This is a genomic window from Plantactinospora endophytica, assembly GCF_016862915.1.
In the GTDB taxonomy this organism is placed as follows: domain Bacteria; phylum Actinomycetota; class Actinomycetes; order Mycobacteriales; family Micromonosporaceae; genus Plantactinospora; species Plantactinospora endophytica.
In genome coordinates, this window is the sequence record NZ_BONW01000044.1 from 291,023 (window position 1) to 315,080 (window position 24,058).

The 24,058-nt window shown below is 74.1% G+C and carries 23 protein-coding genes; 7 read left to right on the forward strand and 16 right to left on the reverse strand.

Annotated elements, in window-relative coordinates; translation table 11 throughout:
- Positions 1-20 precede the first annotated feature (20 nt).
- Positions 21-629 carry a YflT domain-containing protein gene (locus Pen02_RS37525; protein ID WP_372445750.1) on the forward strand — a complete coding sequence of 203 codons (609 nt, stop codon included), beginning with the start codon at positions 21-23 and terminating at the stop codon, positions 627-629.
- A 172-nt stretch (positions 630-801) separates the two neighbouring features.
- Here Pen02_RS37525 and Pen02_RS37530 read toward each other — a convergent pair whose 3' ends face one another.
- Positions 802-1,386 carry a DUF1684 domain-containing protein gene (locus Pen02_RS37530; RefSeq protein WP_203870927.1) on the reverse strand — a complete coding sequence of 195 codons (585 nt, stop codon included), beginning with the start codon at positions 1,384-1,386 and terminating at the stop codon, positions 802-804.
- A gap of 192 nt (positions 1,387-1,578) precedes the next feature.
- Here Pen02_RS37530 and Pen02_RS37535 point away from each other — a divergent pair, with 192 nt between their 5' ends.
- The 5 genes from Pen02_RS37535 (at position 1,579) to Pen02_RS37555 (ending at position 6,165) form a co-directional block, all read left to right on the forward strand.
- Positions 1,579-2,079 (forward strand): MarR family winged helix-turn-helix transcriptional regulator, encoded by a 501-nt coding sequence (locus Pen02_RS37535; protein WP_203870928.1) that lies wholly within the window; start codon positions 1,579-1,581, stop codon positions 2,077-2,079.
- 2 nt (positions 2,080-2,081) lie between these two features.
- Complete coding sequence (locus tag Pen02_RS37540) at positions 2,082-3,071, forward strand: pirin family protein (protein ID WP_203870929.1); 990 nt, start codon at positions 2,082-2,084, stop codon at positions 3,069-3,071.
- Positions 3,072-3,294: 223 nt separating this feature from the next.
- Positions 3,295-3,756 carry a GNAT family N-acetyltransferase gene (locus Pen02_RS37545; RefSeq protein WP_203870930.1) on the forward strand — a complete coding sequence of 154 codons (462 nt, stop codon included), beginning with the start codon at positions 3,295-3,297 and terminating at the stop codon, positions 3,754-3,756.
- A gap of 265 nt (positions 3,757-4,021) precedes the next feature.
- Positions 4,022-4,639 carry a hypothetical protein gene (locus Pen02_RS37550; RefSeq protein ID WP_203870931.1) on the forward strand — a complete coding sequence of 206 codons (618 nt, stop codon included), beginning with the start codon at positions 4,022-4,024 and terminating at the stop codon, positions 4,637-4,639.
- Between the two features lie 173 nt (positions 4,640-4,812).
- Positions 4,813-6,165 carry an MFS transporter gene (locus tag Pen02_RS37555; protein ID WP_203870932.1) on the forward strand — a complete coding sequence of 451 codons (1,353 nt, stop codon included), beginning with the start codon at positions 4,813-4,815 and terminating at the stop codon, positions 6,163-6,165.
- 223 nt (positions 6,166-6,388) lie between these two features.
- Here the strand turns inward: Pen02_RS37555 and Pen02_RS42715 are convergent, their stop codons facing one another.
- From Pen02_RS42715 to uraD, 14 genes are all read right to left on the reverse strand, one after another.
- A complete protein-coding gene (locus Pen02_RS42715; protein WP_275413658.1) occupies positions 6,389-6,523 on the reverse strand; it encodes a hypothetical protein in 135 nt (44 codons plus the stop codon).
- A gap of 584 nt (positions 6,524-7,107) precedes the next feature.
- Positions 7,108-8,229 (reverse strand): protein-L-isoaspartate O-methyltransferase family protein, encoded by a 1,122-nt coding sequence (locus Pen02_RS37560; RefSeq protein WP_203870933.1) that lies wholly within the window; start codon positions 8,227-8,229, stop codon positions 7,108-7,110.
- A 124-nt stretch (positions 8,230-8,353) separates the two neighbouring features.
- On the reverse strand, positions 8,354-9,016 hold the full coding sequence (locus Pen02_RS37565; RefSeq protein WP_203870934.1) for a hypothetical protein: 663 nt from the start codon (positions 9,014-9,016) through the stop codon (positions 8,354-8,356).
- 92 nt (positions 9,017-9,108) lie between these two features.
- Positions 9,109-10,410 (reverse strand): aminoglycoside phosphotransferase family protein, encoded by a 1,302-nt coding sequence (locus tag Pen02_RS37570; protein WP_203870935.1) that lies wholly within the window; start codon positions 10,408-10,410, stop codon positions 9,109-9,111.
- A gap of 100 nt (positions 10,411-10,510) precedes the next feature.
- The gene (gene alc / locus Pen02_RS37575) at positions 10,511-11,587 is read right to left on the reverse strand and encodes an allantoicase (RefSeq protein WP_203870936.1); all 1,077 of its coding nucleotides are present in this window, start codon (positions 11,585-11,587) and stop codon (positions 10,511-10,513) included.
- Positions 11,584-12,933, reverse strand: a complete 1,350-nt coding sequence (gene allB, locus Pen02_RS37580) for an allantoinase AllB (protein WP_203870937.1) — start codon at positions 12,931-12,933, stop codon at positions 11,584-11,586. The genes alc and allB overlap by 4 nt, the downstream gene beginning before the upstream one ends.
- 31 nt (positions 12,934-12,964) lie before the next feature.
- Positions 12,965-14,164, reverse strand: coding sequence for a DUF6986 family protein (locus tag Pen02_RS42720; RefSeq protein WP_203870938.1), 1,200 nt, complete (start codon positions 14,162-14,164; stop codon positions 12,965-12,967).
- Positions 14,164-16,455, reverse strand: a complete 2,292-nt coding sequence (pucD, locus tag Pen02_RS37590; protein WP_239141911.1) for a xanthine dehydrogenase subunit D — start codon at positions 16,453-16,455, stop codon at positions 14,164-14,166. Before pucD ends, Pen02_RS42720 begins: the two co-directional genes overlap by 1 nt.
- Before the next feature lie 348 nt (positions 16,456-16,803).
- Positions 16,804-18,156 carry an 8-oxoguanine deaminase gene (locus tag Pen02_RS37595; protein WP_203870940.1) on the reverse strand — a complete coding sequence of 451 codons (1,353 nt, stop codon included), beginning with the start codon at positions 18,154-18,156 and terminating at the stop codon, positions 16,804-16,806.
- The gene (locus tag Pen02_RS37600; RefSeq protein ID WP_203870941.1) at positions 18,153-18,623 is read right to left on the reverse strand and encodes a (2Fe-2S)-binding protein; all 471 of its coding nucleotides are present in this window, start codon (positions 18,621-18,623) and stop codon (positions 18,153-18,155) included. The genes Pen02_RS37595 and Pen02_RS37600 overlap by 4 nt, the downstream gene beginning before the upstream one ends.
- Positions 18,620-19,486 (reverse strand): FAD binding domain-containing protein, encoded by an 867-nt coding sequence (locus tag Pen02_RS37605; protein ID WP_203870942.1) that lies wholly within the window; start codon positions 19,484-19,486, stop codon positions 18,620-18,622. The genes Pen02_RS37600 and Pen02_RS37605 overlap by 4 nt, the downstream gene beginning before the upstream one ends.
- Positions 19,486-20,415 carry a factor-independent urate hydroxylase gene (gene pucL, locus Pen02_RS37610; protein WP_203870943.1) on the reverse strand — a complete coding sequence of 310 codons (930 nt, stop codon included), beginning with the start codon at positions 20,413-20,415 and terminating at the stop codon, positions 19,486-19,488. The genes Pen02_RS37605 and pucL overlap by 1 nt, the downstream gene beginning before the upstream one ends.
- A 12-nt stretch (positions 20,416-20,427) precedes the next feature.
- Positions 20,428-20,814, reverse strand: coding sequence for a hydroxyisourate hydrolase (gene uraH, locus Pen02_RS37615; protein WP_203870944.1), 387 nt, complete (start codon positions 20,812-20,814; stop codon positions 20,428-20,430).
- Between the two features lie 85 nt (positions 20,815-20,899).
- The gene (gene uraD, locus Pen02_RS37620) at positions 20,900-21,409 is read right to left on the reverse strand and encodes a 2-oxo-4-hydroxy-4-carboxy-5-ureidoimidazoline decarboxylase (protein WP_239141913.1); all 510 of its coding nucleotides are present in this window, start codon (positions 21,407-21,409) and stop codon (positions 20,900-20,902) included.
- 146 nt (positions 21,410-21,555) lie between these two features.
- On the opposite strand from uraD, the gene Pen02_RS37625 reads away from it, so the two are divergent.
- The gene (locus Pen02_RS37625; RefSeq protein ID WP_203870945.1) at positions 21,556-23,265 is read left to right on the forward strand and encodes a PucR family transcriptional regulator; all 1,710 of its coding nucleotides are present in this window, start codon (positions 21,556-21,558) and stop codon (positions 23,263-23,265) included.
- A gap of 120 nt (positions 23,266-23,385) precedes the next feature.
- On the opposite strand, the gene Pen02_RS37630 is transcribed toward Pen02_RS37625, so the two are convergent.
- The gene (locus Pen02_RS37630) at positions 23,386-23,997 is read right to left on the reverse strand and encodes a nucleotidyltransferase family protein (RefSeq protein ID WP_203870946.1); all 612 of its coding nucleotides are present in this window, start codon (positions 23,995-23,997) and stop codon (positions 23,386-23,388) included.
- Between the last annotated feature and the right edge of the window lie 61 nt (positions 23,998-24,058).

A 24,058-nucleotide genomic window follows, 5' to 3' on the forward strand; every position in this document is an offset into this window, starting at 1 on the left:
GGGACGAAGGAGGCTGATTCATGATGTCCAGGAACCCGACGGCGGGGTGGCAGTCCGGTATGCCCGGTATGCCGGGTATCGCCGGTAGCAACAACCTACCGGCCGGCCCGTCCGGCGACCAGTCCAGGGCGCCGAGCAGCGACGGCGGCACCGGGCCGGGGCAGTCCACGGTGACCGTCGCCTCGTACCCGGACTACCCATCGGCGCAGTACACCGTGGACTTCCTCTCCGACAACCAGTTCCCGGTCGAACGCGCCGCCATCGTCGGCACCGACCTCACCCTGGTCGAAACCGTACTGGGCCGGATGACGACCAGCCGGGCCGCGCTGGCCGGTGCCGCCACCGGTGCCTGGTTCGGGCTCTTCATCGGCCTGCTCTTCGGCATCTTCACCGTCGGCAACTGGTGGGCCGTCATCCTCGTCGGCCTGGCCATCGGCGCCGTCTGGGGTGCGATCTTCGGTGCCATCGCGCACGCGATGACCGGCGGCCGACGGGACTTCACCTCGGCGAGCAGCCTACGCGCCAACCAGTACGCGGTGACCGTGGACGCGACCTTCGCCGACCAGGCGCGACAGCTCATCGGCCGGATGAACTGGCAGGGCCAGCGGCCGGCCGGCGCCACCGGTTGACCCGGCACACCACTGGGACCGGCCCGGGTCGGATCGAATCAGGTCGGATCGGGTCGGGTCGGACCGGTTGGTCGGGATCGGGTCGGACCGGTGGGATCGGATCGATCGGACCGGTTGGTCGCGGCCGGGTCGGACCGGTGGGATCGGACCGGTGGAATCGGGTCGGCGAGGGTCAGCGGTAGACGCGTTCGCCGGCCCGGATCGGTGCGCTGACCCGGTTCTCCTCCGGCGCCAGCGGGCAGGCCCAGCGGTCGTCGTAGGCGCAGGAGGCGTTGTAGGCGTAGTTGAAGTCCAGCCGCAGCCGGCCGCCGGGCAGCACCGTCAGCCCCCGGCCGTAGGTGCCCTTGACGGTGTCGGTGAGATAGCGCCCGCCACCGTACGTCTCCCGGCCGGCGGTGCCGTCGCGGAACGGCAGGAAGAGGCCGCCGCCGTACGCCTCGATCCACCAGAGGGTCAACGGGCCCCACGGGGTCTCGGCAACGCCCGAACGGCGGTAGTGCACGACTCCGTCCGGACCGCCGGTGTCGATGGTGAGCGTGCCGGTCGCCGGGCGTACGGGCACGTCGACCACGGCCGCCGGTTCGGCCGGGAAGTAGCGCAGGCCGGTGAACCGGGGCCGGTCGGCCAGCGGGACCGGTGACTGCGGATGCCCGGCGAAGAGGGCGTCCTTGGCCGCCCGGAAGCCGGCCAGGTCGAGGTCGGACAGGTAGAGCCGGGTCACCTGCTCACGCCAGTCCGCCAGCTCCAGTTCCTCCACCCGATCGAGCCTAGCGGCGGCGTACGGTCACCGACGGCCAGCCGATCGAGATGTGCCCGTGGTTACGCCCGACCCCTCGACCACCCGTGTACTTCAAAGATGCAAGATCCGCCTCACCCGAGGCTGATCACTTGCGACAGCGCTCACAGGTTCCGGGGTGTTTTAGATTTGAAGTAGTGCTACCCTCGGCACATGACCGAAGGTCTGGACACCGCGCGACTCGCCTGCTGGCGGTCGTACGTCGAGTCGAGCCAGCTACTGCTGAACCGGCTGGAGGACGAGCTGCGCGGTGCCAGCGAGCTGAGCCTGGCCGACTACCACGTGCTGGTGCTGCTCTCCGAGGCACCCCGACAACGACTCCGGATGGGCGAGCTGGCCAGCCGGCTGATCTTCTCGCCGAGCCGGCTGACGTACCAGATCTCCTCGATGGAACGGCGCGGCCTGGTCGCCCGGCAGAGCTGCCCGGAGGACCGGCGGGGCAGCGAGGCGGTGCTCACCGCCACCGGGCTGCTCACCCTGCGCGAGGCGGCACCCCAGCACGCGGCCTCGGTGCGGGCGTACCTGATGGACGACCTCGACGAGGCCGAGGTCGACTGCCTCACCCAGGTCTTCAGCCGGCTGGCCGAGCGGCTGAAGGCGCACGACAGCACCCCGATCCCCCGGCCCAGCAGTCTGCGCGTCAAGGAGAACTAGCCATGCCCGCGATCACCGTCGACGACGTCCTGGTCCTGCCGCGCCTGCCCCGGCTCGCCACGACCACCAGCTTCCGGCCGGTCCGCCGGCTGGTCACCGCACCGAGCGGGTACGAGGGCGAGGGGTTCCCGGTCCGCCGGGCCTTCGCCGGCGTGCCGCTGACCGACCTCGACCCCTTCATCCACCTCGACCAGATGGGCGAGGTGGACTATGCCCCGGGCGAGCCGAAAGGCACCTCGTGGCACCCGCACCGGGGCTTCGAGACGGTCACCTACATCATCGACGGGATCTTCGACCACCAGGACTCGAACGGCGGTGGTGGCACCATCACCAACGGCGACACCCAGTGGATGACCGCCGGCAGCGGCCTGCTGCACATCGAGGCGCCGCCGGAGCACCTGGTGGTGAGCGGCGGCCTCTTCCACGGCCTGCAACTCTGGGTCAACCTGCCCCGCGTGGCCAAGATGAACCCGCCGCGCTACCAGGACATCCGGGGCAAGGAGGCGGCGCTGCTGACCACCCCGGACGGCGGTGCCCTGCTCCGGGTGATCGCCGGTGAGGTCGCCGGGCACAGCGGTCCCGGCAGCACGCACACCCCGATCACCATCACGCACGTCACGGTGCAGCCGGGCGCCGAGGTGGAGCTGCCCTGGCGGCCGGACTTCAACGCGCTGGTCTACGTGTTGGCCGGCCGGGGCACGGTCGGCACCGACCGGCGCCCGGTGCACACCGGCCAACTCGCGGTGTACGGCCCCGGCGACGCGCTGCGGTTCGCCGCCGACGAGCGGCAGGAGGCGGCGACCCCGGCGCTCGAGCTGTACGTCATGGGCGGTCAGCCGATCCGGGAGCCGGTGGCGCACTACGGGCCGTTCGTGATGAACACCAGGGCCGAGTTGATGAAGGCGTTCGAGGACTACCAGGCGGGCCGGCTGGGCGTGATCCCGGCGCGACGCACCCCGCACACCGGCGGTGCCGGGCCGCGACCTGCCTGAACCCCGGCCGGCCCGGTGAGCCGACTCCGACGTGGTGTTGCCGGTCGACGTCGCTCGACCGGGTGCTCTTGGTCGAGGTTGGTCGACTGCCGGTGCCGTCGACCGGTGCCGTCGACCGGTGCCGTCGACCGGTGCCGTCGACCGGTGCCGTCGACCGGTGCCGTCGACCGCTGTCCCGGATCCCGGTTGGCCGGGCACCGGGTGGACCGCCAGGATGGCGGGCATGTCTGACGATCTCTCTCCGGTCCGCCTGGAGCCGGTGACAGCCGACAACTGGCGGGACTGCGCCCGGCTCCAGGCCCGGCCGGACCAGGCCGACCAGGTGATGCCGGTGGTCTACAACCTGTGCCAGTGCGCGTACGGGGATGTCTGGCAGCCGTTGGCGATCACCAGGTCGGGTCGGGTGGTCGGATTCGTGATGTGGGGGCGCGACACCGACCGGAGCATCTGGATCGGCGGCCTGCTGGTGGACGCCACGGCCCAGCGCAGCGGCGTGGCGCGGAGTGCGGTACGCCAGTTGCAGCAGCGGTTCGGCGCCGAGCCGGACTGTCCGAACGTGGCCCTGAGCTATTCGCCCGACAACACCGCCGCACGCGACCTCTACGCCTCGTTGGGTTTCCGGGAGACCGGCGAGACCGAGGACGACGGCGCGGAGGTGGTCGCGCGGTGGACGCCGGAGCGGTGACCGTGCCCCACCGGTCGAACCGATCGCCGTCGCCGCTGACGGTCCCGTCACCCGGGCGGGGCGTCGGGCGTCGGGCATGGAACTGACCCGGGCGCGCGTTCGTCAACGATCTGTTGACAAGTGGTGTCCCTGCTCGGAACGATGATCGGATGCGACCCGAGAGCCGGCCCGACGACGATCCCCAACCCCGGGCCACCCACCGCCGGTTCCGGGCGGGCCGAAGCCGGCGCCGCGCCGACGGCGCGACCGGGCGGGGAGGTCGGTCGTGACCGGCCCCGACGAGGTCGTCCGGCGGCTCGCCGCGCACTCGGCCGTACTGGCCGCCGCCTCCGGGGCCGCCGACCGACCGGAACCACTGGCCGCGCTGCGGCTGCTGGGCGGACTGCGGGCCGGGCTGGACGAGGCGGAGCGGCAACTCATCGAGGCCGCCCGAGCCGAGCGGACCAGTTGGGCCCAGATCGCGGCGGCACTCGGGCTGGCCAGCCGGCAGGCGGCCGAACAGCGTTGGGTCCGGCTGTCGGGTGCGGCGAGCCGGGACCCGGTCCGGGTACGCACCGACCGGCGACGTCAACAGTTCGTTGACGGCCGCTACGGGGAGGTCGTGGCCGGACTGCGGGCGGCGGTCGTGGCGGTGCACCGGCAACTGGGTACGGAACCCGACCGGGACGCCTGGCATCCTCGGGCGCGACTCGCCCGTACCACCCTCGGACTGGCCGGCACCGCGGATCCCGGCGCGCTGTACGCACTGGCGACGCAAGCCGTCGAGGACCTGGAACTGGTCCCGCCGGAGCAGCTCACGGGGGCCCTGCCGGACGCGCTGGAGCGACTCCGTCGGGCGGTCACCGCCGCCACCCCGGCACACCGGGACGCGACCGAAGGCTGAGCACCAGCCGTTCGGTCGCCCCGGCCGAGAGCGACGCCCGGCACCGGCTCCCGCCCGGTCGTCGCGGGCACCGGGCAGGCTTGAGCCGAGTCGACTGAAGTTCTGGTTGACACGCCCCTGCCGGTCATCCGAGGATGTGAGTCTCCACGACTCAACCCCTCGGAGGTCAGCGCGTGCGTACCGGACGACGGCGGACCACGGAGCATCGGAACACCCTGCTGTTCGTCGCGATCTCACTGATCTCCGGCTTCGGCGCCACCGCGCTGAACGTCACCGCCGGAGTGTGGGTACTCGACCTCTCCGGCTCCAGCAGCCTGGCCGCGCTCACCGGGCTCTGCCTCTTCGCCCCGACCCTGCTCGGCCCCGCGCTCGGCGCGCTGGTGGACCGGCTGCCCCGCCGACCCCTGATCATCTGGACCCACCTGCTCACCGCCGGAGCCGTACTCTCGCTGCTCGCGGTCCGCTCCGACGCACAGATCTGGCTGATCTACGCCGTGATGGTCGGCTACGGGACCAGTCTCGTCCTGGTCGACGCCGCCGAGAGCGCCCTGTTGCCCGCCGCCCTGCCGCCGGCCGCACTGGGCGGGGTCAACGGGCTGCGGACGAGCGCGCAGGAGGGGGTGAAACTGGTCGCCCCGCTGGTCGGGGCCGGGCTCTTCGCCTGGCAGGGCGGATACCCGGTCGCCGCGCTGACCGCCGGAGCACTGACCCTGGCCGCCGTCCTCTACCCCTTGCTCCGGATCCGCCCGCTCGCTGTGCCCCGGTCCGATCTGCCCGGTCGTCCCGAGCCGACGCCGGACCGGAAGGTACCCGGACGGATGCTGGCCGGGCTCGGCTTCCTGTGGCGGCATCCCGAACTGCGCGGCACCGTCCTGATCGGATCGGTCACGATCGCGATGTCCGGGCTGACCACCGCAGCCGTCTACGCCGTCGTCACCGAGGACCTGCACCAGCCCGCCGCGTTCGTCGGCGTCCTGTCGTCGGGGCAGGGGGCCGGATCACTGCTGGGCGGGCTGATCGTCGGCCGGCTGCTGGCTGCCCGGGGCAGCACGGTGGTCGGCGCGCTCGGGACCGTACTCTTCGCGGTCGGCACGGTCGGCCGCGCCATCCCGTGGACCCCGGCCGCCGTCGTCTGTTCGGTGGTCGTCGGGGTCGGCCTGCCCTGGACCCTGGTGGCCGCCGTGACGGCGATCCAGGCCCGGACTCCCCCGGCCCTGCTCGGCCGGGTGTCCGGCAGCGCCAACACGCTACTCTTCGCGCCGGTCGCGATCGCCACTCCGGTGGGGGCGGTACTGGTGCTGCCCGACCATCGGCTTCCACTGCTCGTCGCCGCCGTACTCTGCCTCGGCATCGGCTTGGTCGCGCTCCGCTCGGCCCGACGCGCCGGTCAGCCCGGTCCGGACACCCGGCCTCCGGACACCCGGACCGCAGCGCAGCCGCAGGAACGAGCCGAGGACGGGAAGTCCGCGAACGCCGACACCAAGACCGTGGACGCCGCGCAGGGCGACCTCACGGTCGGTTCCTGACCGGCCCCGGCCACGGCGGCGCCGCTGCCGGCCGGCGTCGCAACCACGCTGTCGTGCGGTCGGCCTGTGGGTGTCGGGTGGGCGGAAGGCGACTCCGCAGCCGGTCGTGCCCACCGGCCGGAGTCCGCCACGTCCGGTAGCCGGCCCGGCCCGGTGGCCGGGGAGCGTCGGACCCGCCAGCCGTCCTGGCCAGCGGGTCCCGTCGGCTGGAGATCGGACGCCCTCACGTGGAGACCGCGAAGATGCCGGCCACCCCGAGCACGACCATCACCAACACCGCGACGAGGGCTCCACGCTCGCCCTCGACCGCCGCCTGGTCCGGTCGATCCGGCTCGGCGTCCATGATCTCGCTGGACATGCTGTCCTCCCCTGGTCGTCGCCTGCACGGACGCGCGGGACGACCACCGGCGGTACCGGGCACCGGCGTCTGATGCCCGTTCGACCGGTTTCCGGTGCCGCCCGCGGGTACGGCCGCCGGTCGTCCCTCGCACGGCGGGACGGCTGGGCGCCCCACCGGGGCTGCCAGAGGGCGTGTGCAAGCACGGCCTCACCGATGCGCGCGATCGGGGCAACCCAGCATCGGAGTTACCGCTCTGGCCGCTCGGAAACCCGGCAGACCCGACCGATTCCGGGGTAGCCTGCCCCGCCAGACCTCCCGTGACGGCCGGGACGCCTGAGCCGACCGAGGCGACTGGCCCGTTTCGCCCCGGTCACCCTGTTCGTCCGGTCGCCCCGCTCGCTCCGGTCCGGGCGACCTGCCCGGATCAGACAGTCTGCCGGATCAGGAGAGCTGCCCGGATAAGGCAACCCTGCGGCAACCCTGCCCGGATCAGGCGGCTCGGATCGGGCCGTGGAACCGACGGGATCGCCCGGCCTCAGGCGAGGACCGGCCGGCGGCGGGGCCTGGCCGGAGTCGTACCTCGACGAGGTGGTTCGCGGAGTTCAGCCCTGGATCCACCCCGTCGGCACCAGGATCGGCTGGTCCGGGTCGCCGGCCGGCACCAGCCGGGCCGACCAGTCGGAGATCGTCGGCCGGCCCCGGGCCACCCAGCGGTCCCGCAGGGCAAGTGCGTCGGCGGCGTACCGGGCGGCGGACGGGCCGGCCGCCTGCACCGAACCGTCGGCCAGCAGCCCGGCACCGCCGCCGTGCACCTCGTCGAGCAGTAGGCAACCGCCGGGGCCGCCCCAGCCGCCGGGCGGGCCGGCCGAAAAGGTGGCCCGGCGGTCCCAGGCCCCGACCGCGAACCACAGATCGTGGTAGTGGAACACGTCCAACGGCGGATGCCAGCGGGGCGGATGACGCACGCTCGTGGGCGGCAGCACTCCGGTACGCCGAGGTGCCGGATGCCCGCCCGGATGGCGGGCCGCCAGTGGCCCGGCCGCCGACATGAACCCGGCGCGCAGCTCGCCCCGCGCCTCGCCCATCCCCGGCCCGACCGGGCGGATCCGCAGTACCGGATGGTTGCCGGCGTGCTCGACCGGGGCGAGCAGGTACCCGTCGGGCGCGAGCTGGTCCAGCCAGCGCGGCGACACTCCGGTGAGTCCGACGGTGACCACCACCCGGTCGTACGGGGCGGACGCCGGTTCGCCGAGATAACCGTCGCCGAGGCGTACCTCGACGGCTCCGGCCAGGCCGACCCGGTGCAGCGCCGCCCCGGCCCGCTCGACGACGTCCGGGGCGATGTCGACGCTGGTCACCCGGGCACCCAACGCCGCCATCAGCGCCGCGTTGTAGCCGGTGCCGACGCCGATCTCCAGTACCCGGGTGCCGGGCCGCAGGTCGAGCGACTCGATCATGGCCGCCATCAGGGACGGCTGGCTGGACGAGCTGACCGGTACCCCGTCGACGAGCTTCGTCACCAGCGGATGGTTGCGGTAGACCAGCGGAAGGAAGTCGGGATCGGCCGGCCCGATCCAGCGGCCGTCGCCGCCGTCGAAGCCACCCGCCACGAACTCCTCCCGGGGCACGGACGCGAACGCCCGAACCAGGTCGTCGCCGCCGAGCCGGCCTTCCCGGCACAACTCCTCGACGAACCGGGACCGCAGCTCGTCCGCCGACGTCATCGCCGGCCCACCCGAACCGCCGAGGTCAGAACCGGCCTGCCGAAGCCACCGGGGACACGGCTCCCCGCCCCAACCACCGACGTCTTGACCGGCCCGCCGAAAGCCGCCGGGCCGGCCGGGGGGCTCAGTAGTGGACCCAGCCCTCGCTGCCCGGCAGTGCGAAAGACGAACGAGGCGAGTAGAAACCCCACAGCAACTCCAACGGGTTGGCCGGGCGGAGCGCGAAGACGGAATGGTCCGGTGCGAGGAACTCCACCGACTCGATCTCGAACGGTGTCACCGGCTCGAAGACGTACGGGCAGCTCGCGCCGGTGAGCCGACCGTCGAGCCGGCTGACATAGCGCACATGTCCCCGATGGACCCGCCTGACGTTGCGGCCCACCCGGGCGGTCGTACGGATCAGTGCCACGCCGTCCGCCTCGGTCACCGCCACCAGTGCCTCACCGGTGATCTCGATCGTCGTCCGACCCGGACCGGCGGGCACTCCGCGTACCGCCGCCTGGGCCTGGGCCGCCGGGCTCGAACTGAGATGGTGGGTGTACCAGCGGGCCGGGCCGGAGTCGGCGAGTTCGAGGTCCGGACCGAGCCCCGTCGCCGAGTAGCTGTCGAGCCCGGAGGTCTGCGCGGCGTCGTCCACCACGTACTGCTGGAGGAAGACCTGCCGGTTTGCCTGCGCCCGCAGTCCCGGCGGCACCATCGCCGCGACCGCCTCCGGATCCGCCGGCACCCAGCCGAAGTGGAGCATCCGGCAGTGCACCACGAGTTGCGGCGGAACAGGCTGGCTCAACAGGGCTCCTGTCGCGTCGGCGGCTAGCCGCGACGCTACGACCGGCCGCCGGGCGCAGACAAGACAGAAAGTCGACAGTCACCTTTGTCAGGTCAGCCCGAGCGGGCGGCCCGGTGCAGGTAGGCGGGCACGTCGACGGCATGGAAGACCCGCTCGCTCGGCTCGATCCGGGCCAGGAAGTGGGCGTACACGGCGGCCATCCGGAGCGCGGCCACCGGGCGGAGCAGCTCGACCGCACGGGCGGGATCGCTGCCCGGCACGCTCGACCGCCAGCGCCGAACCCATTCCGCCAACAGGAACCGGGTCGGCTCCGGGTCGAGCCCTTCGGTCAGCCGCAGGATGTCGAACGCGGGATGCCCGACGAACCCGTCCCCCCAGTCGATGATCACGCGCTGGTCGCCCGCGATCCGGACGTTGCCGGGATGCAGGTCGCCGTGGACGAGTACGTCCGGCAGGCCGCAGCCGGCCACCTCGGCCATCCGCCGGGGAAGCCCGGCCAGCAGCGTCCGCACCGGGCCGAGGTCCGCGCGGTGCGGGCCGAGCCGATCCCGTACGGTCCGCACCAGCGCCGCCGCCCGTTGGTCCGGTACGCCCCCGGCGACCAGCTTGTCGACCCGGTCCACCGAGGCGAGCTGGATCCGGTGCATGTCGGCGGCGATCGCGTTCCGGCCGGCCGGATCGAGGCCGTAGCCGTCCTGCCCCGGCACGTGTTCCAGCAGCATCCGGCCGCACCCGTCGGCGGCCAGCAGCACCGGGACCAGGTCGGGTACTGCCGCGCCGAGCCAGCGCAGCAGCACCGCCTCGTGGCCGAAGAACTCCGGCACCTGCTTGAGCCACACCGATGCGCCGCCGCCAACCCGACCGTCCGGGCCAGGTCCACCACCAGAGACAGAGCCGGCACCAGAGGCAGAGCCACCGCCAGGAACAGAGCCGGCACCAGGAGCAGAACCGGCACCAGGGTCGGGGCCGTCCAGTCGCCAGATCGCGGACAGGTTCCAGGCCCGCTGGGCCACCGCGACGTGTGGACCGTGTCCCGCCCGGTGCAGTTCGGCGGCGGCCCAGCGCAGGCTCGCGGCCGGTCCACCGGGCACGGCCCAGGGCGCCCGCAGCGGCTCGGGCCGGAGGTCGACGTCGAACGGCGCCAGCGGTGTCCCGTCCGGCACGACGGCACCGTCGTCGAGCTGCGCCAGGTAGCCGACCGTACCGCCGGGCGGCTCGGGCCGGTCGGCGTGCAGCAGCCGCAGTACGGCGACGTCGAGCCCGTACCGCTGCCGGGCGCCGGCCACCACGTCGGAGACCTCCTGCCACCAGGGCGCCGGGACGTCGTAGCGCGGTAGCACGCCGAGCGGTCGGCCGGCGCCGTCGAGCAGGTGCAGCAGCACGGTCCGGGTCACGACCACCAGGCTACGGTCCGGGTCACGGCCGCCAGGCTCCGATCCGGGTCACCGCCACCAGGCCACGGTCCGGGTCACCGCCACCGGGCCACGGTCCGGGTCACGGCCACCAGGCTCCGGCCGGCCGGCTCCCGCCGCCGGTCACCTGCCGGGCGTGCGCCGCCGGCAACGACTCCGACCAGCGCCGCCGCAGCCGGTTCAGGTCGACCGGGGCGATCCGGCCGGGCAGCCGCAGCCGGGCCAGGCCGCCGTCCGGGAAGACGTCCAACCGCACCTCGGTCGCGGTCGGCACCGCGTCGACCGGAAACCGGTGCCGGGTGTCCGGCTGCAACCGGGTACGCGGCAGGATCTCGAACCAGCTTGCCTCGTCCGCCGGGTCGGCCGTCCGGGTGTCGATTCCGCGCAGCGTCGCCGCCGCCGGTGCGTTGCCCTTGAAGTGGCTGGTGTCCAGCTCCACCTGGCGGACCTGACCGGGGGCGGCGAGCCGGACCCGTACCCAGTCGTTGCCGTCGTCGCGCCGCCGGGCGGTCTCCCAGCCCTCGCCCATGCTCCGGGCCAGGCCGGGCGAGATCAGTTGCCGGGGCGCGCCGTAGAACATGTCGCTGCACCCGACCACCAGGCCGCCGTGCTCCAGCGCCGCGAGGTCGAGCTGGCCGTCCGGAAACAGCGCCGGATCGGGTACGACGACACCGTGCACCCGCAGCCGCGCCACCCCGCCGTCCGGGTAGATCCGCAGCCGTACGTGCGTGTAGCGGTGCGGATCGTCCACCTCGAACAGGTTACGGCTGTCCCCGCGCAACGGTGCCCGGAGCACCAGCGGAACCCAGTCGGCGTCGACCAGTTCTGCCGGACCGGGATAGCCGGCCAGCCCACACGCCTCCACGGACGCGTACGGCGGATAGTTGCCGACGAAGTACGACGTGTCCACCACCACGCCGGAGACGATGCCGGGCGCGCCGAGTCGGAGGATCGCCCAGTCGTCCCCGGGTTCCCGGCGGCGGCGGGTCTCCCAGCCGTCGTACACCTGGCCCTTGGCGCCGAAGGTGCCGGCGGCGAAGACCGGCGGCGCGTCCGTGATCAGGTTGTCCCGGGCGGCGAAGAACTCGTCGTTGGCCGCCACCACCCCGCCGCCGAGCGACCGCGCGGCCAGGTCGGGCAGGTCCGTGAACCCACTCATGCCCGCTCCTCCCCGACCACCGCCGCCGCCCCGGGCCGCCCGCCGCCCCGGACCAGCAGTCGGCCCCGGGGCGGGTCTGCCGGACCGACCGGCTCGCCGCGCAGCCAGGTGCCCCGGACCACGCCGGTCAGCCGGCGGCCGGCGTACGGGGTGACCGGGTGCCGGTGCAGCAGCCGAGCCGGTTCGACGGTGAACTCCGCCTCGGGGTCGAAGGCCACCAGGTCGGCGTCGGCACCGATCCGGATGCCGCCCTTGTCGGGCAACCCGGCGATCTCGGCCGGCCGCCGCGACATCCAGCGCACCAGGTCACCGAGTCCGTGGCCCCGTCGCCGGGCCTGGGTCCAGACCGCCGGCAGGCCGAGCTGCACCGAGGCGATCCCGCCCCAGGCCGCGCCGAAGTCGCCGCTGTCCCGCCGCTTCAGCGCGGGCGGGCACGGGGAGTGGTCGGAGACCACGCAGTCGACCAGCCCGTCCGCCAGCGCGGCCCAGAGCGCCGCCCGGTTCGCCGCGTCCCGGATCGGCGGGCAGCACTTGAACTCGGTCGCCCCGTCCGGGATCTCGGCGGCGTCCAGGGTCAGGTAGTGCGGGCAGGTCTCCACGGTCACCGGTACCCCGTCCCGGCGGGCGGCGGCGATCGCCGGCAGCGCGTCGGCGGCGGACAGGTGCAGGACGTGCACCCGCCGGCCGGTACGCCGGGCCGCGTCCAGCACCACCTCCACCGCGCGCCGTTCCGCGTCCGGCGGCCGGGAGGTGAGGAAGTCGGCGTACCGGGCGGAGGCGGGGGCGGTGCCGATCCGGTCCGGGTCCTCGGCGTGTACCAGGAACAGCGCGTCGACGGCGGCCAGTGCCCGGTGCAGCCCGGCCGGGTCCAGCGGCGGGAACTCCGGCACCCCCGAGTCGACCAGGAACGCCTTGAACCCGAAGACCCCGGCGGCGTGCAGCGCCGGCAGCTCGACCAGGTGCTCCGGCACGGCACCGCCCCAGAAACCGACGTCGACGTGGCACCGGCCGTCCGCCGCCTCCCGTTTGCGGTGCAGCGCCGGCACGGTGACGGTCGGCGGTACCGAGTTCAGCGGCATGTCGACGATGGTGGTGACCCCGCCGGCCAGCGCCGCCCGGGTGGCCGAGGCGAAGCCCTCCCACTCGGTCCGCCCCGGCTCGTTGACGTGCACGTGCGTGTCCACCAGCCCCGGCAGCAGGGCCAGCTCGCCGAGATCGGTGCCGGGCACCTCGTCGTACCCCGCCAGCTCGACGATCCGGCCGTCCCGTACGCAGACCGAGGCCGGTCGCTCGCCGTCCGGCAACACCGCCCGTCGGGACCGCAGCACCAGGTCGTACCCGCTCATCCGTCTCCTCCCCCGCAGTTCCGCCGGCCGGTCACACCTCCGCCAGGGCGGCCCGGTCGTAACCGGTCTCGGCCTCGGTCAGCGCACCGCAGTCCAGCCCGCGCAGCAGGAACCCGGCGAGCGCCCGCGCGGTCGCCGGCTCGTCCAGGATGCCGGTCGACCGCCGCTCCAGGTACGCCCGCAGCCGCGCCACCGCCGCCGCACACCCGTCCCGGAAGAACGCGTAGCTGGCGGCGAACCGGGTCGGCAACTGCGCCGGATGCAGGTCCCAGCCCTGGTAGTAGCCGCGTTCCAGGCCGCGCCGGACCAGCGCGGCATGTTCCGCCCAGCCGGCCTGCACCGCTGCCGTCTCGCCCACCGGCAGCAGGTTGGTCGAGCCGTCGGAGAGCCGTACCCCGGTCTCGGCGGCGGCCACCTGCATCACCGCCTTGGCGAAGTCGGCGACCGGATGCGCCAGGCTCTGTTGCGCCGCCGCGATCCCGCAGGCGGCGCTGAAGTCGTAGGTGCCGTAGTGCAGCCCGGTGCAGCGACCGTCGGCCGCCTCGATCAGCAGTCCCGGCGTGGCCAGCCCGTCCGGCCCGAGGATCGCCGCCGGGGTCTCGACCTGCACCTCGAAGCGCAGCCACCCGGCCGGCAGCCCGTACGCCGCCTCCAGCCGCCCGCAGAGCAGCACCATCGCCTCGACCTGCGCCGGCACGCTCACCTTCGGCAGGGTCACCACGAACCGCCCGGCCGCCGGCAACTTCCCGGCACCGAGCAACGCCTCCAGGAAGAGATCCAGGGTACGCACCGCCCGCCGCCGCGCCGCCCCGGTCAGGCTCTTGGCCCGCACCCCCACGAACGGCACGTCCAGCCCACCGCCGTCCAGCCCAGCGCCGACCAGTCGCCCCGCCGCCACCGCCGCCGCATCCTCGACCTCGTCGTCAACCACCCCGTACCCGTCCTCGAAGTCGATCCGCAGGTCCTCGATCGGCTCCCGGCGCAGCTTGTCGACCACCCGCCCGTGCAACTCCGCCGGATACGGCAACGGTGGATGGTCCCGCAACGCGGCCAGTGCCGCCGTACCCCACTCGGCCACCAGCCCCGGGTGGCAGCGGTCGGCCGGCACGTAGACGGTGTGCACCGGCTGCCGCCCCGGCACCTGCCCCGGATACCGCCGCAGCAGCTCGGCGTCGACCGGTGCCAGCCGCCGGTCCAGCTCGGCGAGCACGTCCGCCGGCAGCCGCCCCATCAGCCGGTCCCGGTCAGGTGCTCGGGCCGGACCGGTACCCGGGCCAGCGGCACCCCGGTCGCCGCCCGGATCGCCGCGACGATCGCCGGAGTCGCCGAGATGGTCGGCGGCTCCCCCACCCCGCGCAGCCCGTACGGGGCGTCCGGGTCGGCCAGTTCCAGCACGTCGACCGCCATCGGCGGCACGTCCAGGACGGTCGGGATCAGATAGTCGGTGAAGGACGGATTCCGGATCACCCCGTCCACCACCTGCAACTCCTCCATCAGCGCCAGCCCGAGCCCCTGGGCGGTACCGCCCTGGATCTGCCCGACCACCGCCTGCGGGTTGATCGCCCGGCCCACGTCCTGCGCGGTGGCGATCTCCACCACCCGGACCAGCCCCAACTCGGGGTCCACGTCCACGGTGGCCCGGTGCGCGGCGAAGGCGTACTGCACGTGCGCGTCGCCCTGCCCGGTCACCGGGTCGAGCGACCGGGTCGGCCGGTGCCGCCAGCGGACGGTCTCCTCGACCGGGCCGGCGGCGAGCAGGTCGACAAGCGTGCCGAGCACGCGGCCGGCGGCGTCCCGTAACGCGCCACCGGCAAGCTCGGGCCCGCCCTCGTCGACCCGCCCGCCACCGTCGTCAGTGGCGCCGGCCCGACCACCGGCCAGTCGCGTGATCAGCGCCGCCCGGACCGCCCGGCAGGCCGCCCGCACCGCACCCCCGGTCATGTACGTCTGCCGCGACGCCGACGACGACCCGGCACTGCCCACGGCCGTGTCGGCGGTCGCCACCACCACCCGTTCGACGCCCAGCTCGGTCCGGGCGATCTGCGCCTGCACCGTCACCAGCCCCTGGCCCACCTCGGCGGCGGCGGTGTGCACCAACGCGGTCGGCTCACCACCGATCAGCTCCAGCCGGACCCGCGCGGTGGCGTAGTCGTCGAACCCCTCCGAAAAGCAGACGTTCTTGATCCCGACCGCGTACCCGACGCCTCGGACCACCTGCTCCGGCGCGGTGGTGTTCGCCATCCCGCCCGGCAACTGCCACAACTCGGCGCCGACCGGTGGCGGCGCCGGTCGGTCCCGTACCAGCTCCAACAACCGGGCCACCGGTGCCGGCCCCCGCACCACCTGCCCGGTCGGCATCGTCCCGCCCTCGGCCAGCGCGTTGCGTACCCGCAGCTCCACCGGATCCAGCCCGACCGCCTCGGCCAGCCTGTCCATCTGCGACTCGTACCCGAAGCACGCCTGCACCGCCCCGAACCCGCGCATCGCCCCGCACGGCGGGTTGTTGGTGTGCACCCCGTACGCGTCCACCGTCACGTTCGGCACCCGGTACGGCCCCACCCCGAGGCTTGCCGCGTTCGCCACCACCGCCGGAGTCGTCGACGTGTACGCCCCACCGTCCAACAGGATCCGGGCCCGTACGTAGACCAGTTCGCCGTCCCGGGTCGCGCCGTGCTCGTACCGCAGCACCGCCGGATGCCGGTGCACGTGCCCGACGAACGACTCCTCCCGGCCGTACACCATCTTCACCGGGCGGCCGGTACGCAGCGCCAGCAGGCAGGCGTGCACCTGCATCGACAGGTCCTCCCGGGCCCCGAACGCCCCGCCCACCCCGGCCAGGCTCAGCCGCACCAACTCGGCCGGCAACCCGAGCGCGGCGGCAACCTGCCGCTGGTCGGCGTGCAGCCACTGGGTGGCCACGTACAACTCGACCCCGCCGTCCTCGGCCGGCACCGCCAGCCCGGACTCCGGCCCCAGGAACGCCTGGTCCTGCATGCCGACCCGGTACTCCCCGACGACCACCACCTCGGCAGCCGCCGCCGGATCACCCTTCCGGATCGGTACGTGCCGGACCAGCCGGCCAGCCGCCAGCGCCACCTCCGGATCGGTCACCGGCTCCCGCACCGCGTAGTCGACGACGATCCGCGCCGCCGCCCGCCGCGCCGTCTCCGGATGGTCGGCGGCCACCACCGCCACCGGCTCCCCCCGGTAACAGACCTCGTCCACCGCCAGCACCGGCTGATCGGCGACCTCCAACCCGTAGTACCGATCCCCCGGCACGTCCGCACTCGTCAGCACCGCGTACACCCCCGGCACCGCCAGCGCCGCCGTCACGTCGACCGACCGGATCGTCGCCGACGGATGCGGGCTGCGCAGCGTCGCGCCCCACAGCATGTCGTCGGCCCACAGATCCGACGAGAACGCGAACTCCCCGCGTACCTTCAACGCCCCGTCCGGCCGTACCGGACTCGTCCCGATCCCCTGGGAACCCGGCGCCGAGCCGTCCGCTCCGGCCTCGACCACCGGGGGTCGGGGGGCCGGGTGACCCGCGTCGGGATCAAGCCTGACCGCCCAGAGCGGGTTACCCGGCCCCCCGACCCCACCCCCCACGCGCCACACGCCGTCCCACGGCCCGGAACTCACGACATCCTCCGGGCCCGGAACGCCCGGCCCCCAACCGGCCATCGAGGTCCCTCCCGAACCAGAGCCGACGTCACGACATCCTCCGACAGCCCGAAACGTCCCGCCCCCAGCCGGTCATCGGCGTCCCTGCCAAACCAGAGCCGAAAGTCACGATGCCCACCGACCGCCCCGAGTTCACCGCGCCCACCGACCGCCCGGAGTTCACCGCGCCCACCGACCGCCCGGAGTTCACCGTGCCCTCCGAACCAGAGCCCGATGCGCCCGCCGAACCCCGCGCGCCAGCTCACGCGAGTCCGCCGTCCGCAGCTCTCCGTCGTCCACCACGACCTCACCCCCGACCAGCAGCAGATCCACCGGAGCCGCCGACCCGAACACCAGCGCCGCCACCGGATCGTCGATCCCGACGTGCCCGAGCCCGTCCAGCCGCCACAGCACCACGTCCGCGAGCTTCCCGACCTCCAGCGACCCGAGCTGGTCGTCCCGGCCCAGGCAGCGCGCCCCGCCGATGGTGCCGAGCGCCAGCACCTCCCGGGCGGTCAACGCCGCCGCCCCGCCGCGCAGCCGGGCCGCGTAGAGCGCCTGGCGCAGCTCTGCGCCGAGCTGGCCGGCCTCCTGCGACGCCGGCCCGTCGACCCCGAGCCCGACCGACACCCCCCGGTCCAGCAGTTCCCGGACCCGCGCCACCCCGGCGCCGAGCCGGCCATTCGAGCTGGGACAGTGCGCGACCGAGGTTCCCGTCCGGGCCAGCGCGTCCAGCGCGGCGTCGTCCAGGTGTACGCCGTGCGCCAGCCACACGTCCGACCCGAGCCAGCCGAGCCGTTCGGCGTACTCGACCGGGGTGCAGCCGTGGGTCTGCCGGCAGTACTCCTCCTCGTCGACGGTCTCGGCGAGATGGGTGTGCAGCCGTACGCCCCGACGCCGGGCCAACGCCGCCGCCTCGGACATCAGTTTGGCGCTGACGCTGAACGGCGAGCAGGGCGCCACCGCCACCCGCACCATCGCGTCGTCGGCCGGATCGTGGTACCGGTCGATCGCCTCCTCGGTGGCGGCCAGCGCCGCGTCGGTCTCCTCGACGATCGAGTCCGGCGGCAGCCCGCCGGCCGACATTCCCAGATCCATCGACCCCCGACACGGATGGAAGCGCAGCCCGACCTGCCCCGCCGCCGCCACCTGTGCCGCCATCAGGTCACCGGCCCCGGCCGGGTAGACGTAGTGGTGGTCGGTGCTGGTGGTGCAACCGGACAGCGCCAGCCAGCCGAGCCCGGCGGCGGTGGTCGCCGACACCACCTCGGCGTCCAGCCCGGCCCAGACCGGATAGAGCGCCTTCAGCCAGTCGAACAGCTCCGCCTGCTGTGCCATCCCCCGGGTCGCCCACTGGTAGAGGTGGTGGTGGGTGTTGACCAGGCCGGGCGTGGCGAGGCAGCCGGTGCCGTCGATCCGGCGTACCGAGCGGTGGTAGCGGGGGGCGTGGCCGGGGCCGACGGCGACGATCCGGCCCTCGTCCAGCACCAGGTGGCCGTCGGAGTACTCGGTGCCGGCCGGGTCGACCGTGGCGACCGCGCAGTTCTCGATGATGATCATGACTCGTGCTCCCGCCCGGCGGCGAGACGTACCGCCGTGAGGATCTTCTCGTACCCGGTGCACCGGCACAGGTTTCCGGCCAACGCCTCCCGGATCTCCCCGTCGGCCGGCGACGGCGTCCGGGCCAGCAGGTCGTGTACGGCGACGACCAGTCCCGGCGTACAGAATCCGCACTGCACGGCCCCGGCCGCGACGAAGGCCCGCTGTACCGGATGCAGTTCGTCGCCGTCGCCGAGCCCCTCCACGGTGACCACGTCACGGCCCCGCGCCTGACCGGCCGGCACCAGGCAGGCGCAGACCGGCTCGCCGTCGAGGTAGACCGTGCAGGAGCCGCATTCACCCTGCTCGCAGGCGTTCTTGGCGCCCGGCAGCCCGAGCCGCTCGCGCAGTACGTGCAGCAGGCTCTCCCCGGCCCACACGTCGTCGGCCCGGCGGAACACCCCGTTGACCACACAGTCGATCCTCATCCCGCGCCACCTTCCCGCCGGTGTTCCGTCCAGGCCCGCCGCACCGCCCGCCCGGCCAGTACGCCGAGCGCGTGCCGGCGGTAGGCGGCGGTCCCGCGTACGTCGTCGATCGGGCTGGCCGCCGCCGCGACCAGCTCGCCGAACCGGCGGACCAGCGGATCCGGCAGTTCCGCCCGGCTCGCCCAGGGCAGCTCGGCGGCGAGCAGTTCCTCGGCCGCCACCGCCCGGACCGGAGTCGGTGCCGCCGAGCCGATCCCGGTACCGACCGTCCGGTCCGCCGGGCGCAGCGCCAGCGCGAACGAGCAGACGGCGATCACCATCGCGTTCCTGGTGCCGATCTTGGCGAACTGCTCCGGCCCGCGCTCCGCCGGCAGCAGCACCGCCGCGATCAGCTCGTCCGGGGCCAGCACGCTGCGCTTCGGCCCGGTGCAGAAGCCGGCGACCGGCACCCGGCGAACGCCCCGCACCGAGGCCAGCTCCACCAGCGCCCCGGTGGCGAGCAGCGGCGGCAGCGCGTCCCCGGCCGGTGACGCCGAGCCGAGGTTGCCGCCGACGGTGCCCCGGTTGCGGATCTGCGGTGAGCCGACCGTCCGGGCCGCCATCGCCAGCCCCGGCACCCGCCCGGCCAGCTCGGTCACGATCCGCCGGTACGGCACCCCGGCGCCGAGCCGCAACAGGCCGTCCTCGCCGCCCCAGTCGGCCAACTCGGCGACCCGACCCAGGTCGAGCAGGGCCGGCGGGCGGCGGCGGGCGAAGTTCAGTTCCACCATCACGTCGGTGCCGCCGGCCACCGGCAGCGCCTCCGGGTACGCCGCCCGGACGGCCAGCGCCTCGGCCCAGCTCTCCGGTTGCAGGAAGTCCATCAGCCGATCCCGCCGGTTGTCGCTCCGTCGTCGTCCGGCGCCGTCCCGGCCACGTCCGGCTCCCGGGTCACGGTGCCCTCGATCAGCCCGTACGGGCGGTCGGTGGCCACGAACACCTCGCCCGGGTTGTCCAGCCCGAACGGCGACAGGTCCACCAGCAGGTGGTGCCGGTTCGGCAGCGCCAACCGCACCTGCGTGATCTCCGGTCGCTCCACCAGCACCCGGTGCCCCATCGCGTACAGGGTCTGTTGCAGGGACCGGCTGTACGTGTCGACGAACGCGCCGACCAGCGCGGCCCGCACCCCGGCGTACGACTCCGCCCAGTACTTCCCGCCACCCGCCGGCTCGACCTCCCCGTGTCGCCAGTACGCCTCGACGGCGGTGGCCAGAATCCGGTCGTCGGTCTCCGGCAACGTCGTGTACTGGTCCTTCAGGTAACCCCGGAACTCCGAGTCCGTGCTGTTCAACAACACCAGCCCGGTCAGCCCGGACTCCACGGAACTGCCGGTCCCGTCCCCGTCGGCGTCGACGCCCCCGGCCGCGTCGACGGTCACCGTGGCGACCCGGCTCTCGGTGCCGTCGCGCTGGAAGGAGTGCGGGCCGAGCCGCTGCCAGCCGTGTTCGGTCAACGTGACCCGGGCCCGGGTGATCGCCGGTACGGTCCGGACGAAGTGCCGGGCCAGCAGCAGTCCGAACTCCTCGACCTGGCCGACACCGTGTTCGCGGGCGAACGCGTAGACGGTGTTCTTCTGCGAGTCGGTGGGCAGCACGTGCGCGTTGTCGCCGCTGCTGTGCACCTCGGCGAGGTCTCCGGCGAGCGCGACGCTGACGGTCAGGTCGCGCAGTTCGTGCCGGGGCCCGTCGCGGCGGACCCGGACCAGCCGCACCTCGGCCTTGCCGTACTGGTTGGCGCCGAGCACGATCGCCATCCCGTCACCTCCTCAGCTACCTCGATAGGTGGTGTAGCCGTACGGGCTGAGTAGCAGCGGCACGTGGTGGTGCCGATCCGGCTCGGTGATCTGGAAGGCGACCACGATCTCCGGGAAGAACGCCGCTCCCGGCGGGTAGTGCCGCTCGACCTGGAACACCAGCCGGTAGCCGCCGGCCTGCCAACCCCGCAGCGGCAGCCGGTCCAGCAGCGGCGTCCACTCGTTCAGCCGACCGTCGGTACCGGTCCGGCCGTGCGCCACCGCCGTCCAGCCGCCGCTGTCCCGCCGGTCGAGCCGGACCGGAATGTCGGCGGCCGGTTCGCCGCGTACGGTGTCCAGCACGTGCGTGGAGATCCGGACGAGCCCGTCCGGCGGCGCGCCCGCCCGGTCGTCGGTCACGAGAGCAGCCTCCTCGCCCTGAGGGTCCCGAGAAGCAGCCTCCTCGGCTCGTCAGTCACGAGAAGCAGCCTCCTCGGCTCGTCGGTCACGAGAGCAGCCTCCTCAGTCGGAGCAGTGCGATCTGTCGCAGTTCCTCCCGCACCACCTCGCGTTCGGTGCCGGGATCGTTGCCGAGCCGCTCTCGCGCCGCCGCCAGCAGTTCCCGATCGGTCCGGCCGTTCGCGAAGACCAGGAAGACGTGCCCGAACCGCTGCTCGTACTCCCGGTTGGCCCGGGCCAGCCCGGCCCGGATCGCCGGGTCGGCATCGTCCATCCCGGCCTGTTCCCGCCGGGACCAGGCGGACTCCCGGTCGGTGCCGGTGGGCCGCTCGCCGATCCGGGGATGCGCCGCCAACGCCCGCGCGAGGTCCGACCAGCCCAGCCGCCGCAGCGCGGCGTCGGCCACCGCCAGCACGGCCCCGACCTCCGGGTACGGCCGCCCGTCCGCCACCAGGCGGGCCCACTCCGGTACGGCGCAGCAGGCGAGCAGCTCCGCCTCGACCTCGGCGGCGGGCCGCCGGTTGAACTCGTCCAGTACCGCGCTGACGGTGGCCACCCGGATCACCTCCCCGGTCGCGAGAAGTACAGCAGCCGGCGACGGTCGGGGTGAATGGGCACAACCACCGAAACCGTCGCCGCCCGCCGTATCGTTTTCGTAGATTCCTCCAAACCGGCCTGTCGCCGGGATCGGACGGGTACGCGATGCTGCTGCGCGAGGCACTGGACCGACCCCAGTTGCGGCTGACCCTGCTCACCGGCGAAGCCGAACTCGACCGCCCGGTCAGCCGGGTGTACGTCACCGACCTGCCCGATCCACGCCGCTACCTGTCCGGCGGCGAGATCGTGCTTACCGGGCTGATGTGGCGTCGCCGGGCCGGTGACTCGGACGGGTTCGTGGCCGCCTGCGCCGCCGCCGGGGTGGCCGCGATCGGTGCCGGCGACGCCGCGTACGGGTCGGTGCCGGGGGACCTGGTGGTGGCGTGCCGGCGGCACGGCGTACCGCTGTTCGAGGTTCCGGTCGAGGTCTCCTTCCGGGACATCATCGACGAGGTCACCCCGACCCTGTGGGCGCGCCGGGCCAGCGGGCTGGCGACGGTGCTCGGCAGGTACCGGGGCCTGGTCACCGCGATGGCCGGCGGTGCCCGGCTGGCCGACCTGCTCCAGCCGGTCGCCGCCGACCTCGGCGTCGACTGCTGGGTACTGGCCCCGACCGGGCGCACCGTCGCCGGCACCGCGCCGATGCCCGTCGACGACCGCCGCAGCCTGGCGGCGGCGTTCCTGGCCGCCGGCCGGCTGCCGACCCTGTTCGAGGCTGGTGGCCGGCAATTCTGGCTGGTCGCCGTACCCGGCCGGCCGGAGCACCGGCTCGCTTCCTGGCTGCTCGCCTGCGCGCTCCCGGCGACCGGTCCGGCGACCATGGCGGCGACCGGGGCGATCGAGGTCGAGCCAGCCGGGGTCGAGCCGCGCAGGATCGGGCCCCCCGAGACCGAGCCCCCCAAGACCGAGCCGCCCAAGATCAAGTCGGTCGGGATACCGCGGCCGAGGGGTGCGGGCGCCGGTCCGCCGCCGCCGGGGCTACCCGAGGCGGCGGCCGAGCTGGTCAGCCTGGTCGCGCTGGAACGGGCGCACGCCGACGAGGCGGGCCGGGTGGAGCGGCGGCTCGCCGACCAGCTCGGTACGGCGCTGGCCGCCGGTGCGGCCCCGGCCGAGCTGCGCGCCGCGCTCTTCTCCGGCGGACTGGGTCCGCCGTCGACGCTGCTGGTGCTGGCCGTCCGGCTCAGCGGGCTGACCACGCCGCCGGAGCTGGCGGTCGCGGTGACCGAGGAACTCGTCCGCTCGACGACCGTGGCGGCGATGGTCACCGGCGCCGCCCAGCCCGGAACGGTGCACGCCGTGCTGGCCGGCGACCCGACCGAACTGGCCGGAGTGCCGGACGCGGTCCGCGAGACGGTCGCGGGCCTGGTTCCGGGGCTCGGCGCCGGGCGTCTCGCGGTCGGGATCAGCGGTCCGGCCGGCGACCCGGGCGCCCTGCCGGGCGCGGTGCAGCAGGCCGACCACGCGCTGGTGACCGCGCTTGCCGACACCGGTGCCGGCACCGTGGTCTCGGCCGGTGACCTCGCCTCCCACCTGCTGCTGCTCTCCGGCGTACCGCCCGAGGCGAGGCGGGCGTTCCGGGACCGGGTGCTCGGTCCGGTGCTGGCCTACGACCGGGCGCACGACGCCGACCTGGTCACGACGCTGGACGAGTTCCTGGACTGTGCGGGCTCGTGGAGCCGGGCCGCCGCCCGGCTGCACCTGCACGTGAACACCCTGCGGTACCGGATCGGCCGGATCGAGCAGCTCACCGGACGCGACCTGTCGCGCTTCCCGGACCGGGTCGACTTCTACCTCGCGCTACGCCTGCCACGCTGACCCGCCCGACACCGCCCGGCACCGGACCGCCCGCCGGGTCATCACCCGACGCCCGCCGGGCTAGACCCCATGCCCGCCGGATCACCGCACGGCCGCCTGGTCACCCCACCTACCGTCGGGTCATCCCGCGGCCGTCGGCGGAACGTCCAGGTCCGCGTCGTCGGCGACGTCGTCGCAGGGTACGACCTGCAGCCCCGCCGCGTGCCGGCGGAGGTACGGCCGGGCGCCCACGTCCCCGACGGCCAGCTCGGCGACGCCCGGCCAGTGTGCCCGGCCGAGCAGCACCGGATGGCCGCGCCGGGTCCCGTAGCCGGCCATGGCCAGCGCGTCCGGTGCGGCGAGCTCGACCAGCCGGCGTACCGCCTCGGCGGTGATGCCCGGCATGTCGACCAGGAGTACGAGCGCGGCGACGGCGGCGGAGTCGTGCAACGCGGCCAGCCCGGTACGCAGTGAGGACCCCATCCCGGTCGCCCAGTCCGGGTTCTCCACCGGTACGGCGTCGCCGAACTCGGCCTGCCGCAGAATCTCCGCAGCGGCGGCACCGAGTACGGCGACCACCGGCGCGCAGCCGCCGTCCCGGGCGACCTGGACCGCCCGGTCGACCAGCAGCCGGCCGTCCCGCCGGACCAGTGCCTTGGGGCCGCCGTAGCGCCGACCGGCACCGCCGGCGAGTACCAGTCCGGCGACCGGTGCCGGACCGGGCGGGCCGATGCTCGGCGAGACGTGAGTCACCCGCCGAGCCTAGGTCACGGCAGGAAAGTTCGGCAATTCAACTACTTATGGGGGCCTTCAT